We start from the raw sequence: 17,069 nt of genomic DNA, 5'->3' as shown, positions 1-17,069 counted from the left end.
CCAATACGTTCCAGGCAGTCTACAATTTCCCCGATATCCTGCCCCCCCCGGGAAGAGCCCAGTATAGACCCACCGGTATTTTGAATGCCTGATACCCGTTCGGGGGTCAGCTCAATCAGGTCATGGCCGAAGTCAGGGATAAAACCCTGAAGCCCGTAGCGAATGCCATAAATACTTTTGACGCCATACACATGGTGTAATTCAAGCACTATCGATCGGATAATGTCGTTCAGTCCGGGGCACAGCCCTCCGCAGTTGGCCACCGCGCACTTGAGTTTGCTGGGATCAAAGTAAATTTTTTCGCGGGGACCGGCTTGTTCAAAACTGAGTATGTTCTCTTCGTTTTTTCCGGCAACACGGTCAACCCTGACATCAACGCTGATTCTGTATTCATCTTTCATAAACCGGGTTTTACCGTCACATGCCACCCCCCGGGAAACCAGGGGCGATTGAATCCGGGCAGGGCCTAAAACGGGAATGGTGGTGTTGATGTTCATACGTTTCATTGATTACCTCCATTAAATTTAAAGGTTCCCTTTCCCAGGATATCGTGGAGATGCAACAACCCTTTAAGACAGCCGCTCTCCCCAAGGATAGGCAACACCGTGATTTCATATTTTTCCATTAAATTCAGGGCATCATACAGATAAGAATCAGGGGATAGATGTCTTGGGGAGCGGGTCATCACCTCATCCACAAAAAGGGTGTCGGTTGTCCCCCCCCCCTTTGCAATCCAATGCCGTACATCTCCGTCCGTAAGTATTCCCATAAGTTTATCAACTGAATCAAGAATAAAAACAGCGCCGAGGCGATGGGCATCCATGCAGGCAAGGGCCTGGGCCATGGTGGCGCCTGTTTGTACAAAAGGCACGCCTGATTTTTCAAGCATCAGGTCACTGACCTTGCCTGACAGGCGCTGTCCCAGGGCACCGCCGGGATGGGAGCGCATGAAATCAGCCTTTTTAAAATTTTTTTTTTTAATCAGGGCCACGGCCAGGGCATCGCCCATGGCCAGTTGGGCTGTGGTTGAACAGGTCGGTGCCATATTCAAAGGACAGGCCTCTTTTTTTACACCGGTGTTTATGATCATATCGCAAAGTTGCGCCATGGTAGATTCAGGCTTCCCCGTAAACCCTGCGATTCTGCACCCCACATGTCGGATTACCGGCAAAAGTTGGTTGAGTTCTCCGGTTTCACCGGAATTTGAAATAGCAATGAATATATCATCTCGGCTGACCATGCCAAGGTCCCCGTGAACCGCCTCAACCGGATGAAGGAACATGGCATTGGTTCCTGTACTGCTTAAGGTGGCTGCGATTTTTCTTCCGATTAAACCCGATTTTCCGATTCCCGAAAGAATGACCCGTCCTTTTGCATTACAGATTGCATTGACAAGGGTTTGAAAATCGATATTAAGTTTTTCAATAAGATCCAGAATAGATTGGGCTTCCATCTTTAGAACTTGAACAGCATCGTCTATGATCATTGGTTTTCTCAGGTTATTATTGGGCTGGATATGGTTAAGGTTATGGAATTTTAAATTTCTACAATATACATCAGAAAAGATCTGCCCACAAGAGCGCATGAGACAGAAATCAAATATACCATAGAACAAATATTTGTTTAAAAATAATTAGTTGACAATTAAAGGAACATTATGATAGGTGGTGACGGTTTATTTCTACCGGTTTATATAAGACCGGTTTTATTTGAAAATAAATGCCACTGCCCAAATGATATAATAGCCACGGGCTGACCTGACTTTTCACCATGTTTCAGCCCGCAACAGAAACTGAAGGATCTGTGTAGATTACATAGACTTTCTTATAAAATAATAAAACAGCAGGAAGACGATTATGATTTGTACAACTGTTAGAGAAGGCCAGGAATGTGTGTTCATGACAGCCCAGGGCTGCAGCTATAATGAAGGCAGCTGCTTTCCTATTGTTGATGAATGCAAGGGATGCCAGAGAAGTGCCGAGTTTCCCACCGGCGTTTACTGTACTGCGGCACCTGATCCGGCTTTGAAGTGGAAAAACGGCACTTGCAATATGGCCACCCATGTTAAAACCGCCACCGAAACTAAAAAACAAAAACTTAACCCCATCAAGGCATCCAAACGAAGATAACGCAACCGATTCAATGCATGTAAAAACTCTGCAGTTTTTCCTGGACGTCCTTAGGTCTGGCTGCAGGGTTTTTTTTTTAGATACAAACATTTAATTATTGAATTGGATAATATTATAACTTACAGGTCGAATCATGAATCCTATTGCCCAGGAATTGAATAACATCATTAAACAGGCGGCTCCCCATGTATATGAAATGCTCTCTGACATGGGAAAAAGATTGTTTTTCCCAAAAGGTATTTTAACCCAGAGCGCTGAAGCAAAGGTAAAGGCGGACAAGGTCAACGCGACTATCGGCATCGCAAGGCAGGGCAGTTGCGTTTTCAGTCTTTCTTCGGTGACAAAGTACATCACACAGATTGATCCCGATAATTATCTACCCTATGCGTCCTCATTCGGGTTACCTGAACTGCGTAAAAAATGGCGTAAGGAACTGTATGTTAAGAATCCGTCACTTCAAGGAACTACCGTCAGTCTGCCTGTCGTCACCTCCGGCATTACTCATGGGGTTTCCATCTTGTCGGAGATGTGGGTAAATGCCAACGATGTTATTGTCATGCCGGATATGATATGGGGTAATTACAATATGATTTTTCGTGTCCGCAATAGTGCCCGGTTTGCTGAATACAAATCCTATAACGACGCCATGACCCATTTTAACCTGGATGATTTTGAGCGGGTTATCAGGGAAGAAGCGGCACAAAATGACAAGATTGTTGTTATGCTTAATTTCCCCCACAACCCAACCGGGTATACCCTGAGCAAGAAAGAGGCGGCCTGTGTTGCAGAAATTCTCATTGATGTCGCACAAAAAGGTACAAATGTCGTGGCCGCTTGTGATGACGCCTATTTTGGACTGTTTTTTGAAGAGGAATCTGCCAAAGAGTCTTTGTTTGCCAAAATTGCCGGTAAAACAAGTCGGCTTTTGGCTGTCAAGCTTGACGGGCCGACCAAGGAAGATTATGTCATGGGACTCAGAACCGGATTTACCACTTACGGGGTTGCCGCAGATGCTAACCTTGAAGGGGTATATCAGGCCCTGGAACAAAAGACCGCCGGATGCATCCGGGGCAATATTTCAAACTGTTCCCATTTAAGTCAGACCATTCTTGTCAAATCTATGGAAGATAAAAATTATGGGCGTCTCAAACAGGAGAAATTTGACCTGCTCAAATCCCGGGCGTTTGCCATCAAAGAGGTACTCAAAGATCCCAAATATGCGGATGGATTTGATGTTTATCCTTTCAATTCCGGATATTTTTTGTGCATTCGTGTTAAGGGTGTGAATGCAGAAGCGTTAAGATTTCATCTGCTTGACAATTATGGTACCGGTCTGATCTCCATTGGCGAAAACAATCTTCGGGTGGCTTTTTCATGTCTGGAGGAAAAGGATGTGAAAACGTTATTTGATACTATTCTTTCAGGAATCAATGATTTGAGAACGTAAAACTTTTTTAAATGAATATAAGCAAAAAAAGTAATGTCGATTTTAAATATGCCTTCAAATGGGTGTTTTATTTTGTTTTGATAGGCGTCATGTCAGGCCTTGGGGCGGTTCTGTTTCATTACCTGTGCGGCCTTGGCATGCACTATTTCATGGACATGATGGCCGGATACAGGCCCCAGGGACCTGCAGGCGAACATCTGCTGCTGCCCCACACCGATACACCCTTCAACAGATGGGTGCTATTATTTTTACCGGCCTTGGGGGGGCTTGTTTCCGGATGGCTGGTTTATACCTTTGCCCCGGAGGCAGAGGGGCATGGCACGGATGCCGCAATAGACGCCTTTCATCACAAGGGCGGCATTATCCGGTCCCGGATTCCAATTATTAAAACCATTGCGTCCACTATCACGCTGACCACCGGCGGCTCAGGGGGCAGGGAAGGACCCATTGCCCAGATCGGGGGCGGATTCGGTTCTTTTCTGGCCACCCGGTTCAACCTGTCTGAACGGGAGCGGTGCATCATGATGGCCGCAGGTATTGGTGCCGGTGTGGGCAGTATCTTCAGAGCACCCTTGGCCGGCGCACTCTTTGCCGCAGAAGTGCTTTACCGTGATCCTGAATTCGAGTCTTCGGTCATTATTCCGGCAGGTATCTCCTCTGTGGTGGCCTATTGTACATTTTGTCTGTTTTTTGGGTGGGGATCGCTTTTTGAATCCCCGGCCTTTAAATTTGATAATCCATTACAACTGGGTCCCTATCTTGCATTGGCCGTCGTTCTGGTTCTCATCGGCGTTTTATATATTAAAGTGTTTTACGGGATTACAAATCTGTTTAAGGCGCTGAAGATCCCAAATCATATCAAACCTGCCGTTGGCGGGCTTGTGACCGGCATCATCGGTTTTTTTATGCCCTATACCCTGGCGTTTGGATACGGCATGGCCCAGGACGCCATTTTCAACCAGCTGGCCCTCCCTGTGCTTTTGGGGCTGGCCCTGGGAAAAATTTTTACCACCTCTTTTTCCATTGGATCCGGCGGATCCGGCGGTGTATTCGGGCCCTCGGTTGTTATCGGCGGCGCCATGGGCGGGGCCGTGGGGCAATTTTTTCATATGTTTATGCCCACGGTCGTAACCCAGCCCGGCGCCTTTGTCATCGTGGGGATGGCCGGATTTTTTACGGCGGTGTCCAACACCCCCATATCCACCATTATATTTGTCAGTGAAATGACCAACTCCTATCATCTTCTACTGCCAAGCCTTCTGGTTTGTTCGGTGTGTTATCTTTTGTCGACAAAATGGTCTATTTATGAAAATCAGGTAAAATCTCGCGTTGATTCGCCGCTTCATGCCGGTGAAGTTATGATAGATATTCTTCAAACCATAAAAGTGGAAACACTCAAACACTTGATTAAGAATGTCAGATGCCTGAACCAGGACATGCCTTTCAGTCAGTTTAAAAAAATATTTCAGACCACCAAACAACATTATTTTCCCGTTATGAAAGACCAGGGGGAATTATGCGGCATTTTTTCCTCCACAGATGTCCGGGAGGTTCTTTTCTCAAGTGAGCTTGAGCAACTGGTCGTCATGAAGGATATTATGGTATCCAATATGATTACAACCACGTTGTCTGAAGATTTAAACACAGTATTGCTTAAACTGACAAAGAAAAACATTGATGCGCTGCCTGTGGTCGATGAAGATGATCCGGGTAAATTTATCGGCATGCTTTACCGCCGTGATATCATTGCCTACTATAACCTTCATGTGAACCGAATCCGGGAGTCAGAAAAATAATGTTTGAACGGCTCGCTGTTTATAAAACCACGGAATACACGGAATATTAGAGCGCAAAACCTGCAATCCGTTAATAATTGACGTTATGCAGAAACAGCCCCTTTGCCGGCGCAGTGGCCCCGGCGAGGGGGCGCTCACCTGAATAAAGTATTGTATTGAACATTTCCGGACTGATTCGCCCTGTACCGGCATCTTTCAGGGTTCCCACGATATTGCGGACCATGTTTTTTAAAAATCCTGTGGCACAGATACAAAATTCCAGGCGATCGTAAGGTTTTTTTGTCCAGCGGGCACTGAAAATTGTTCTTACAGTGGAAGATCGTGGACTGCCCGTATTTTCAAAGGCTTTAAAATCATGTTCGCCCACAAGGGATTCACAACACAGATTCATGGCGTCAATATCCAGAAACGGCTTTACATGCCATACATAATCCCGCCCGATGGCCGTGGGGATTTCCCTGTTTAATATGTAATACCGGTACTCTTTGGAACGAGCATGGTACTGGGCATGGAAATCAGGGTCTGCAAGCCGGCAATTATGAATCACAATGGGCGCGGACATAAGGCTGTTCACCCCTTTTTGAATGATATCCGGAGTCAGACGGGTTTTTGCATGGAAATGGGCCACCTGGGCCCGGGCATGAACGCCTGCATCCGTGCGTCCGGAGCCATGAATTTTAATGTCCTGGTTTAGAATCATGGATAATATACGTTCAAGCTCACCCTGGATAGTGGGCTTGTCGGTTTGGCGCTGCCACCCGAAAAAACCGGTGCCGTCATAGGCCACCACAATTTTGAAATTATTAGCCGGCGCATATGGTATGTTCGTCATATATCAAGGAATCGGCAAAAAAGACTATGGCCTGAATTTTTTTAAAAAAAATCCAATCTTTAAAGTTCATATTTAAAAGTATAAACTTTGATTTGATCTTGATCAAGAAATATTTTCCTTGAAAAGTATAGGGCTTTGATTTATGTTATGTCCTAAAAAGACCGACCGGTCTCCCTTTTTTTATTGTGAGCCTTAAGGAAACAACATGACGCTTAAAGAAAAAATTATATTTGAGGCATTACGCCAATTCTCAACCAAGGGGTTCATGGCCACATCAACGGCAGACATTATAAATGCCGTGGGGACATCCAAGGGGGGGCTTTATAACCATTTCAAGAACAAAGAACACTTGTTCATAGAAGTGCTCCGCCAGGCCCGCAAAATTTGGCGTGAACGGAATTTGTCCGGCGTGGAGGCCATTGAGCGGCCTGTGGATAAAATTAAACATATTCTGGTGAACTATAAAGACCATTACCTGGCTGACAGCACTAATTTCCCGGGCGGATGCATTTTCATCAACCTGACCGTGGAACTCAGTGACCAGTGCCCTCATCTGGCTGCCGAGGTAAGTGAGGGCTTTGGCAGGTTTAAATCCATGCTCAGGCGTTTCCTTGAACAGGAACGGTTGGCTGGAATGCTGAAAGAGAGCGTGGATATTGATGGGGTGGTTGAGGTTGTATTTTCCGGATTGTTAGGCGCCTGCGTCATGTATACCGCGGACAAGTCCAAAACCAATTTGGATCAGGCCATGGAGGCCCTTGCCGCATATCTTGATAATTTGTGCATATCATAAAATGCCCCATGGGCAGTTATTATTAAAAGCCTTCCATGAGAAGGCCATAAAGGAGATTTATAATGATGGAAAAATCATTCAAGGCCATGGTGGTCTCGGAAGCAGGGAATAAACAATATCGTCGTGACATCGTTCAGCGGCAGATAAAGGATCTTCCTGAAGGGAATGTGCTGGTTAATGTTCATTATTCTTCACTGAACTATAAGGATGCGCTTTCGGCCAGTGGAAACAGGGGCGTTACCAGAAAATATCCCCATACACCCGGCATTGATGCCGCGGGAGTGGTGGCGGAAAGTACGGACCCCACCTTTAAAATCGGTGACCAGGTGATTGTCACCAGTTACGATCTCGGGATGAATACGGCCGGGGGGTTTGGGCAGTATATCCGTGTTCCGGCCGGATGGGTGGTCCCGCTGCCCGATGGCCTGAGCCTGCGGCAGGCCATGTGCTACGGCACGGCCGGATTGACAGCCGCCTTGTCCATACTGCACCTGGTGAACCACGGCGTACAACCGGCGCATGGTGAAATTCTGGTGTCCGGGGCCACCGGCGGTGTCGGCAGCATTGCCGTATCGATTCTGGCCAAACAGGGCTATACCGTAGCTGCTGTTAACGGCACAACAGACCGGTCCGATTACCTCAAATCCATTGGTGCCCAGCGTATCATCGCCATTGAGGATGCCGTGGATACCAGTGGCCGGCCAATACTTTCCGAACGCTGGGCCGGAAGCGTTGATGCTGTGGGCGGTGATCTCCTGGCCACGACCATTAAATCCATAAGCGCCAACGGCGTGGTGACCACCTGCGGAAACGTTGCCTCTCCGGATCTGCCCATCAATGTATACCCCTTTATCCTCCGTGGTGTCACTCTGGTGGGGATTGATTCCCAGAACTGCCCCATGGCGCTTCGGCAAAAGGCCTGGAATAAGCTTGCAGGGGAATGGCAGATTACCCAGATGGAAACGGTTGTGGAAGAGATTCCGCTCAATGAGCTGGACCGGCGGATTGACAAAATGCTCGCACGCGGCAGTAAGGGGCGTGTGGTTGTGAATATGCTCTAAATCTCCCTGGGGTCGGTCATATTTTCCGGGTGCAGCATGTCATCCAGTTGCGCCCGGGTAAGCACCCCTTTTTCCAGAACCAGGTCATACACATTTGCGCCTGTTTTGAGCGCTTCCTTTGCAATGGCCGCGGATTGTTCATAACCGATTACCGGCACCAGCGCGGTGACCAGTCCAATGCTGGTCTGAACATAATTTCGGCACATCTCACGGTTCGCCTCAATACCGTTAATGCAACGGGCGACCAGTGTGATACAGCCGTTTTTAAGGATCATCATGCCGTGCAGCAGATCAAATGCAATGATGGGCTCGCCCATACACAGTTCCAGTTCACTGGCTTCGGCGGCCATGGATACAACCGTATCATATCCCATGACCTGATAACAGATCTGGTTCATCAATTCCGGGATCACCGGATTGACCTTTCCCGGCATAATGGAAGATCCGGGCTGCATGGGGGGCAGATTAATTTCATTCAGTCCGCAGCGGGGTCCGGAAGAGAGCCAGCGCAGGTCATTACAGATTTTTGAAATCTGTACCGCCGCAAGTTTGAGATTGGCAGACATGTGTACAAAAATGCCGGCATTCTGGGTGGCCTCCACCAGGTTCTTGGCCCTTCGCAACCGAAACCCGCTGACCTGGGTAAGCTTCTCCACCACCAGGGTGGCATAACCCGGCGGACTGTTTATGCCTGTACCGATGGCTGTGGCCCCCATGTTCACATCCCGAAATGCTTCGGCTGCCTGGTCGATGGAATTGATGGCGCTGTCAATCATAACCGCATAGGCGCTGAATTCCTGACCCAGGGTCATGGGAACGGCATCCTGATTTTCGGTGCGGCCCATCTTCAGTACGCTTTTAAACTCTTCAGCCTTTCTTTCCAGTGCGTTACGCAGTTTTTCCATTGCGTGCACCAGATTTTTTTTGGCGAGCAGTACCGCCAGCTTTATCGCCGTCGGGTAGATGTCATTGGTGGACTGGGAGCAGTTAACATGATCATTGGGATGCAGATATTGATACTCGCCTTTATTATAGCCCATGATTTCCAGCCCGCGATTGGCAATCACCTCATTGGCGTTCATATTGGTGGAGGTGCCGGCACCGCCCTGAAACATGTCAACGGTGAACTGGTCGTGCAGTCTGCCGTACAGAATTTCATCACAGGCACGGGCAATGGCTTCCATGCGGGCCTGATCAATGCTGCCCAATTCATGATTGGCCATGGCCGCAGCCTTTTTGACCATGGCCAGCGCTTCGACCATGTGCTCAAAATTATTGAGATGTACGCCGGAGATGGCAAAGTTTTCCATGGCGCGTTGGGTCTGTACGCCGTAATAGACATCATTGGAAATGTCACGGGATCCCAGGGAGTCATGTTCCAGGCGAAAACCGCTTGTGACCACATTATCGGTTTTTTTGTTTTCAAAAATTTTATCGTTAAGTATGCGCATGCGGCGGTTAATGCTGACGGCAATCCGGGAAACGATCCTGTAAAAAAAATCAGGCTCAGTTTCTCTAAACGCATCAATTTTTTCCCGGGATATCTGCCAGATTCTCACACCATTCCGGGTAAACGCACCATTGACGTGTGTATCATCCCCCAGAAATGCACTTTCGCTGATTATGGACCCTGCCGTCATGCATCCGACTTTGCGTGAAGATCCATGCAGCCCGCGTACCAGTTCCACTTCGCCTTTGAGGATAATACCAGCCCATCTTCGGGGGGTTGATTCGTGGAATATCCATTCATTGGACCGGTACACCTGCTCCCGGCCTTCGGCAAAAAAAGTTGCCAGATCCTTTTCAGTGATACCCGTAGCTTTTGCGGCCAGCTTGATAATATTTTGTTCTATCAGCATGAAATTTTCCTACCAATAACTGCGATAAAGAGCAAGAAAAAAGCACGCAGGAAAGAGAATACTTTGAGAATTACTGAAGAGAGATTGGAGAACATAATTTTTAAACAGGCGCTTATGTTTTGAGTAACTCAATAAAATTATGGTATCACAAAACAGCGAAAAAATAGCCCCGGTATTGATTAATAGCCATGGAGTATAATAATATTTTTTATCAACGAAACACAATAAATTAACGTACCAAGGATAAATTTATGAAATATTACGGAAAAGGGCTCCGGATTGAGGTGCTCGGCCCCGGGGCATTTATCAGTATCACCCCTGAATTTAGGATGACAATGCCATGAGACTGCTTTTGGTTGAGGATGATGAAAAGATCGCCAGGTTCGTTGAAAAGGGGTTAAAGTCATCCGGGTTTGCCGTGGATGTGGCCGCTACAGGCCCGGACGGCCTTGATATGGCTTTGGGTGCGGATTTTGATACCCTGATCATCGACATCATGCTGCCGGGCATGGATGGATTTGCCCTGATAGAAAAATTGCGCGCCAAAGGCAAAAATACGCCGATTATTGTACTGAGCGCCCGGGGCCGGGTAGGGGACCGGGTTAAGGGCCTTGAGGCCGGCGCGGATGACTACCTGACCAAACCGTTTTCTTTTTCTGAACTGCTGGCCCGGGTTCAGGCCCTCATCCGGCGGGCCGGGAACAGCACCGAACCGGTATCCCTGTCTTATGGGGATTTAAGTGTGGATATTGTCAAACGCCGGGTTCAGCGCGGGGATGATTTTATTGAGCTGCAGCCCCTGGAATTTTCCCTGCTGGAATATCTGGTCCGCAACCGGGAGCGTGTGGTCTCTAAAACCATGATCATGGAACATGTCTGGAATTATAATTTCGATCCCATGACCAATGTGGTGGAAGCCCGGATCTGCCGGTTGCGCGATAAAATTGACAAGGGATATGCAAGCAAACTGATTCACACGGTCCGGGGGGCCGGTTATGTATTAAAGGCAGAGGATGCCTGAGTTTTTCCGCACCGGTTTTTTCAGAAGCATCGCTTTTCGGCTGACTGTATGGTATGCAGGTATTTTTTCCATCTCATCCTGTGTGGCGTTCGGCCTGTTCTATTTTCTTGCCACCCAGACCATTATGAATCAGGTGGATCAGGAACTCATAGACAAGGCCGGTTATTTCCGTACGGTCATCCGCCGGGGGGGGATTGTCGGGGCCCAGAACCTGGCAGTCATTGAGGCCCAGGCCGCCGGTGAAAAGCAGATTTTTTTCAGGCTGCTCTATCCCACAGGCGAGGTCTTTGCATCCTCATCCATGTCCTATTGGAAAGATGTCCGCATCAACAAGGAAATGATGGACCGGTTGATGACGTCCCGGGTTACGGTGTTTAATACGGTTCATATTGCAGGCCAGAAACAGACCGCCAGGATGATGTATACCTTTGTGGCGTCCAATGTTATTTTGCATACCGGCCTTGCCATGAATGCATATTCCCGGTTTTTATCGGGTTTCAAGAAAATATTTTCTATTTCCATGGGGTTTGTTATTTTATTTTCAGCTGTTTCGGGCATGTTTTTATCCCGGGAGGCCCTTCTCGGTGTGGCGGCTATCCGGGCGACAGCGAGCACCATCACCGGATCCAATCTGAACAAACGGGTTCCGGAATCCGGCAGCCGGGACGAGCTGGATCTGCTGGCGGTGACATTTAACCAGATGCTGGATCGGATTTCAGCGCTGGTAAAAAGTATGCGGGAGATGTCTGATAACATTGCCCATGACCTTAAAAGTCCGCTGACCCGGATCCGGGGATTTGCGGAACTGGCCTTGATTCAGGAAACGGCCGGGGATATCGAGTCCTACCGGACCATGGCGGCGAACACCATTGAAGAGACCGATCATCTGCTGGACATGATCAACACTATGCTGGTCATCTCCCGGGCCGAGGCCGGGGAGGCTGACTTTGAATGCGCACCCGTGGATTTAAGTGCCATGATTATTGACGCCTGGGATCTGTTTGCACCCCTGGCCGAAGATAAGCAGATTACCTTTACCCGGCAGGTGGATAAGGCGTTGTGGATACAGGGGGATGCCGGTATGCTCCAGCGCGCCGTTGCCAATCTGATTGACAATGCCATCAAATACACCCCTGAAAAAGGCCGCATTCATTTGACGCTGCAAGCTTGCGGCAAAGAACTGGTGGAAATTCAGGTCCAAGATTCCGGACCCGGGATTGACCCACAAAACCGTCAAAAGATATTTGAGCGGTTTTTCCGGGAAGAATCTTCCCGGACAACGCCGGGCACAGGATTGGGGTTAAGTCTTGCCAAAACCATTATAGAACAGCACGCGGGCTCAATTTCAGTGCAACCCTCTGAAAACGGGGGCAGTATTTTTATCGTGACATTACCGCATCGTAATTTTAAGATCATTTAAAAATTATCTTTGTGTTTTATTTTTTAGGCGTACATTAATTTTTTTAAACGGAGGTACACAAATGAAACTTGTGGATCAACAAATCAGAATGATTATTGCGTGTCTAATGCTTTTTGGCCTTTGGGCGTTTCCCGCCCTGTCCGGTGCGCAGCCCCGGATGGTTCCGGCAACTTTTTCACAACTGGCCCAACAAGCCAAGCCCGGTGTGGTGAATATCCAGACCGTAAAAACAATCCAGGGCGGTGGTCGGGTCTTTCGGCATTTTTTCGGGTCCCCGTTCGGCAACCAGCCGGGGTTGGAGGACTTTTTCAGTCCCTTTGGGCGTATGCCGAGAAACCGTACGGAAAGCAGCCTTGGATCAGGTTTTATTATTGATAAGGCAGGCTACATTGTAACCAATAACCATGTGATTAAAGATGCGGACCAGGTCAAGGTGATCCTTCATGACGACCAGGAATATGATGCCCGCATCATCGGCGTAGACCCTGTAACGGACCTGGCATTGATCAAGATTGATGCCAAGAATCTTAAACCGTTGACATTCGGTTCCTCCAAGGATGCCCAGGTGGGTTCCTGGGTCGTGGCCATTGGTTCTCCCTTTGGTCTTGAGCAGACAGTGACCGCGGGCATCGTTTCAGCCAAAGGCCGGATCATCGGCTCGGGCCCCTATGATGATTTTATCCAGACCGATGCTTCCATTAATCCGGGTAACTCCGGCGGACCGTTGCTGAATATGGACGGTGAGGTGGTGGGCATTAACACCGCCATTATCAAATCCGGCCAGGGCATTGGTTTTGCCATCCCTTCTGATCTTGCCACCAGTATTATTGATCAACTTAAGGATTCCAAGCGCGTGTCCAGGGGATGGCTGGGCGTTTCTATCCAGGATGTCAGCCGGGAGATGAGTGAATACTATAATCTGGAGCCGGGTGAAGGTGTTTACGTGGCAAAAGCCTATGAAGATAATCCTGCCTATGAGGCCGGCATCCGTCAGGGTGACGTAATCATCAGTGTTATGGGTGAAAAAATCAACTCATCCAGGGATCTGACCCTGACCATTGCCGGTTTAAAGGTGGGGTCCAAGGCTGATATTGAGGTAATTCGCCAGGGAAAAAATAAAACGTTTACCGTTAAACTTGGTGAACGCCCGGATAGCTTGGAAAATTCCCAGTTCGGAGAAGAACGCAATCGCTTTGATGACCTGGGCTTTATGTTTAAAACCCTGGATGAGGAGCTGGCTGATCAGCTTGGTTATCCATCATCCATCAAAGGGCTTGTGGTGACCCGCATTGATCCGGGGTCCCAGGCAGCAATGTCCGGCGTCAGAGTCGGGGATCTGCTGGTGGAAATAAACCATAAAAAAATTACCGGCATAAGTGACTATACTCGAGTAATGCGTAAGATAGAGAAAGGCGAGACCGCCCATATGCTGTTCAGACGGGGAAACTCCCAGATATTTGTGGTTCGATTTAAAAAATAGAGCGTTGTCAATAAATTACCATTTGATAATACTGGTGTCATATTCAGGTCATGTTCAGGTGCTAAATTATAAATCAGCGCTGGATAATTTGCTGTTGCGGCAAATGCGGTAACAATCGTTGATAAATCAAACCAGCGGAAAAATCTCCCTCCTTTTTTAAAACGGGCTGCCTGTTTCAAGGCAGCCCGTTTTGCCATACTGCTGATTGCAGATCACGGATAATACAAAAAATAGTGAACCTGAGGATCAAGGCGAAGAGAAAAGAAGAGAAGAGAAGAATATAATAATAAAAAAAGCCACTGTAAAACAGCGGCTTGATTTTTTAGTATGGTGGAGCTGAGGGGGATCGAACCCCTGACCTCATGGCTGCCAGCCATGCGCTCTCCCAGCTGAGCTACAGCCCCACAACAGAGTGGGTAGATGTATAATAGAAACCGCATGGTGTGTCAATACAAAAAAATATTTTTTTAGATAAATGAAAACGGCAGACTTAGAATAGTTATTGACACAAGTTGGTGTGAAGCGATAGTATTTCATACTTTTTATATGAAAGTTCCAATAAACTAAACAGGTCAAGGAGTTAAACAGGAATGCTGCGTTACCTTCGGGAAAATACGGGAAATTGGATCATAAAGTCTTTTCTGGCCATCATTGTTATTGTGTTTGTATTTTTAGGTGTCGGCAGTATGAATGCCGACAAACACAATCAGGTGGCCACGGTTAATGACCAGGCCATCACTTTTTCGGAATATCGTGATGCCTATCAGCGCATGATCCAGCGCCTTCAGCAACAGTTCGGCACCTCTTTAGATGATGACTTGATAAAATCATTGAATGTTAAGCAGCATGCGGTGAACAGCCTGATTGACCAAAAAATTCTGGAAATTGAGGCCCAAAAGTTGAATATTGTTGTATCTGACGGTGAGCTGAAACAAGATTTGCTTTCAGTCAAGGCATTCCAAAAAGACGGTGTCTTTAATATGGATCTGTACACGCGGGTACTTGGACAAAACGCCATGACCCCTGAAACTTTTGAAGCAATGCAGCGTAACGCTATCAGGAATAATAAACTCCAGCGCATGGTGATTAATGGTATAACCGTAGGAGACCGGGAAGCCCAGGCCTGGTATGCGTTCAATAACACAAAAGCCAGTATCAATTATGTTCTGATTGATCCGGTAACATTTTCTGATGTCGCTGTTGGTGAAGAGCAGGTTCGTTCCGAGTATGATGATCATCATGATCACTACATGTCTGAGCCTAAACGCAAAGTGACCTTTCTCGTGTTTGCGCCGGAGGATTTTGAGGAACAGGTTACGATTGATGAAGCTTCAATCCGGGATTTTTACGATCAGAACCCGGGCCGTTTTACCACACCGGAACAGGTTGAAGCCAGTCATATCCTGATAAAGGTGGATGAAAATGCGGATGAACAGGCTGTGGCTACGGCTAAAGCAGAAGCTTTAAATGTTTATGAAAAAGCCGTCAACGCAGCAGATTTTTCAGAACTTGCCAAGACCTATTCCCAGGGACCGTCGGCCACCAGCGGCGGGTATCTGGGGCGATTTAACAAAACCAGTATGGTAAAACCCTTTGCGGATGCCGCATTTGCCATGAATCCAGGTGATATCTCTCAACCTGTAAGAACCCGTTTCGGGTGGCATATTATTAAAGTAACGGATAAAACGCCTGAAACCCTGACGCCTTTTGAGACCGCCAGGGCACAGATTCAAAAGGAACTGGCTGCAAGTCAGATTCAAGATTTGGCATATAACAAGGCTGAGGATGCCTATGATGCCGTGCTTGACGGTGATTCCTTTGAACAGGTTGCCTTGGTTGCAGCGAAACAGCCTGTAAATACGCCTGCCTTTACTGCCATGGGAACCGAGCTTAAGGATCTGGGGATTTCAAATCCCGGTGAATTTGCCGGCACAGCTTTTTCCCTGCTTGACGATGAGATCAGTGACGTCAAGAAAATCGGAAATAATTATTATCTGATACATATGCTTGAACAGATAGATCCCAAACTGCTTGCCTATGAAGTTGTAAAAGATAAAATTGCTGTTAAATTGACAACCGGCCTGAAAAAACAGGCCGCGAAGAAAGCTGCTGAGTCAATGCTTGAAAAATTAGGAAGTGATGCTGACAGTCTTGAAGAATTAGCCGCTGACAACCAGCTCAAGGTTGAATCCAGTGCGCTGTTTACCCGCAATAAAGCTGTTGTTCCCGGTATTTCCGGATCAGAGGCTATTGCACAAGCCGCTTTTACCCTTGATGAAAAAAATCGTATCTATAAAAAGGTTCTTGAGGCTTCCGGGAGGTTTTACATTATTGGTTTGAAGGAAAAACAGACACCTGATGCCGCTGCCATTGCCGAGAATCTTGACAAAGTTAAGCTGCAACTTGAAACCCGAAAGCAACAAGACTATTATTCTCAATGGTTGGCGGCACGCAAAGAGAAGGTTGAGATACGCATAAATAGAGACATTATTAATTGAGTCTCATCATGATTCATGTTGAGAGGGAAGTGGTTTTATCTGTTCGGACACATTATTTTTTAGATAATAATCCAGATCAAACAGCTGTTTGAACGTAAGATCGGTGAATTTAACATGGCGCTTTCTAACTTTCATTGAACTGAATGACGGTTTATCCGTTATTTCATAGTCGGCAATGGTTTGAAAGGGAAGATCGCCGACATAATATCCCATACTGCTTAAAAAAATAGACCTTTCGTTTCTATTGAAAGGTTCTGCTGATTTGTTTTCGGTGTTTATATATTTGAAACACAGTCCGCCCATACTGATGTCGATGATTTGACCGATCTTATTTGAATTGGGACTGATGGCCGCATAAGCACCCTCTACCGCTTTATATCGTTTGTTTTTTCGACGTTCGATGGTTCTTTTTCTGCCAACCATAAGTAAAGTTCCAACATTCTGTGTTAAAAATTTTTTGTTTATCCTACCGGTTGTATATGCAATATTCATACCTAAAGAGTCATTTATGGTTTTATATTAACTCCTACTAAGTTTTAAGCGACGATAATCGTGAATGAGCAAAAAAATTTTATTTTGATCTTGTTAGGATTAATATAAATTTTTTAAGTTAATATGAAATTTATTTGGTAATAATTGTGTAAATAAAGTGTTAAATTGAGAAAAAATTTCTGCGGCTATGGGGTGACTATATTCTACTCAATTATTAAATTAGTGCCCTTTGGGCTGGCTG

The 17,069-nt window shown here is 46.9% G+C and carries 14 protein-coding genes and 1 tRNA gene; 9 read left to right on the top strand and 6 right to left on the bottom strand.

Going from position 1 to position 17,069, the window contains the following annotated elements:
* On the bottom strand, positions 1-506 hold a 506-nt coding region (locus HXW94_RS06100), incomplete at its 3' end, for a 6-phosphofructokinase (RefSeq protein ID WP_178366014.1).
* A complete protein-coding gene (locus tag HXW94_RS06095) occupies positions 503-1,486 on the bottom strand; it encodes a KpsF/GutQ family sugar-phosphate isomerase (RefSeq protein WP_178366013.1) in 984 nt (327 codons plus the stop codon). The genes HXW94_RS06100 and HXW94_RS06095, both read right to left, overlap by 4 nt.
* Before the next feature lie 370 nt (positions 1,487-1,856).
* Between HXW94_RS06095 and HXW94_RS06090 the strand changes: the two genes are divergently transcribed.
* From HXW94_RS06090 to HXW94_RS06080, 3 genes are all read left to right on the top strand, one after another.
* Positions 1,857-2,129, top strand: coding sequence for a PxxKW family cysteine-rich protein (locus HXW94_RS06090; RefSeq protein ID WP_178366012.1), 273 nt, complete (start codon positions 1,857-1,859; stop codon positions 2,127-2,129).
* 133 nt (positions 2,130-2,262) lie between these two features.
* Positions 2,263-3,576 carry an aminotransferase class I/II-fold pyridoxal phosphate-dependent enzyme gene (locus tag HXW94_RS06085; RefSeq protein WP_178366011.1) on the top strand — a complete coding sequence of 438 codons (1,314 nt, stop codon included), beginning with the start codon at positions 2,263-2,265 and terminating at the stop codon, positions 3,574-3,576.
* 11 nt (positions 3,577-3,587) lie between these two features.
* The gene (locus HXW94_RS06080; protein WP_178366010.1) at positions 3,588-5,372 is read left to right on the top strand and encodes a chloride channel protein; all 1,785 of its coding nucleotides are present in this window, start codon (positions 3,588-3,590) and stop codon (positions 5,370-5,372) included.
* A gap of 70 nt (positions 5,373-5,442) precedes the next feature.
* On the opposite strand, the gene truA is transcribed toward HXW94_RS06080, so the two are convergent.
* The gene (gene truA, locus HXW94_RS06075; RefSeq protein ID WP_178366009.1) at positions 5,443-6,204 is read right to left on the bottom strand and encodes a tRNA pseudouridine(38-40) synthase TruA; all 762 of its coding nucleotides are present in this window, start codon (positions 6,202-6,204) and stop codon (positions 5,443-5,445) included.
* Positions 6,205-6,409: 205 nt separating this feature from the next.
* On the opposite strand from truA, the gene HXW94_RS06070 reads away from it, so the two are divergent.
* Both HXW94_RS06070 and HXW94_RS06065 read left to right on the top strand, forming a co-directional pair.
* Positions 6,410-6,997, top strand: coding sequence for a TetR/AcrR family transcriptional regulator (locus HXW94_RS06070; RefSeq protein ID WP_178366008.1), 588 nt, complete (start codon positions 6,410-6,412; stop codon positions 6,995-6,997).
* A gap of 62 nt (positions 6,998-7,059) precedes the next feature.
* Positions 7,060-8,058: a YhdH/YhfP family quinone oxidoreductase gene (locus HXW94_RS06065; RefSeq protein WP_178366007.1), complete on the top strand. Its 999-nt coding sequence runs from the start codon at positions 7,060-7,062 to the stop codon at positions 8,056-8,058.
* Here the strand turns inward: HXW94_RS06065 and aspA are convergent.
* Positions 8,055-9,917, bottom strand: a complete 1,863-nt coding sequence (aspA, locus tag HXW94_RS06060; protein WP_178366006.1) for an aspartate ammonia-lyase — start codon at positions 9,915-9,917, stop codon at positions 8,055-8,057. The genes HXW94_RS06065 and aspA overlap by 4 nt on opposite strands.
* A 340-nt stretch (positions 9,918-10,257) precedes the next feature.
* Between aspA and HXW94_RS06055 the strand changes: the two genes are divergently transcribed.
* The 3 genes from HXW94_RS06055 (at position 10,258) to HXW94_RS06045 (ending at position 13,838) form a co-directional block, all read left to right on the top strand.
* Positions 10,258-10,938, top strand: a complete 681-nt coding sequence (locus HXW94_RS06055; RefSeq protein WP_178366005.1) for a response regulator — start codon at positions 10,258-10,260, stop codon at positions 10,936-10,938.
* Positions 10,931-12,358 (top strand): sensor histidine kinase, encoded by a 1,428-nt coding sequence (locus HXW94_RS06050; protein ID WP_178366004.1) that lies wholly within the window; start codon positions 10,931-10,933, stop codon positions 12,356-12,358. The genes HXW94_RS06055 and HXW94_RS06050 overlap by 8 nt, the downstream gene beginning before the upstream one ends.
* A gap of 61 nt (positions 12,359-12,419) precedes the next feature.
* On the top strand, positions 12,420-13,838 hold the full coding sequence (locus HXW94_RS06045) for a Do family serine endopeptidase (RefSeq protein ID WP_178366003.1): 1,419 nt from the start codon (positions 12,420-12,422) through the stop codon (positions 13,836-13,838).
* A 328-nt stretch (positions 13,839-14,166) separates the two neighbouring features.
* Here the strand turns inward: HXW94_RS06045 and HXW94_RS06040 are convergent.
* A tRNA-Ala gene (locus tag HXW94_RS06040) sits at positions 14,167-14,242 on the bottom strand.
* Positions 14,243-14,428: 186 nt separating this feature from the next.
* Between HXW94_RS06040 and HXW94_RS06035 the strand changes: the two genes are divergently transcribed.
* Positions 14,429-16,336 (top strand): peptidylprolyl isomerase, encoded by a 1,908-nt coding sequence (locus HXW94_RS06035; protein ID WP_178366002.1) that lies wholly within the window; start codon positions 14,429-14,431, stop codon positions 16,334-16,336.
* A 6-nt stretch (positions 16,337-16,342) separates the two neighbouring features.
* Here the strand turns inward: HXW94_RS06035 and HXW94_RS06030 are convergent, their stop codons facing one another.
* Complete coding sequence (locus tag HXW94_RS06030; RefSeq protein WP_178366001.1) at positions 16,343-16,759, bottom strand: PilZ domain-containing protein; 417 nt, start codon at positions 16,757-16,759, stop codon at positions 16,343-16,345.
* Between the last annotated feature and the right edge of the window lie 310 nt (positions 16,760-17,069).

Source organism: Desulfobacter latus (assembly GCF_013389365.1).
In the GTDB taxonomy this organism is placed as follows: Bacteria; Desulfobacterota; Desulfobacteria; order Desulfobacterales; family Desulfobacteraceae; genus Desulfobacter; species Desulfobacter latus.
Note: the sequence above shows the minus strand (reverse complement) of the source record. Positions and strands in the feature narration are given on the sequence as shown.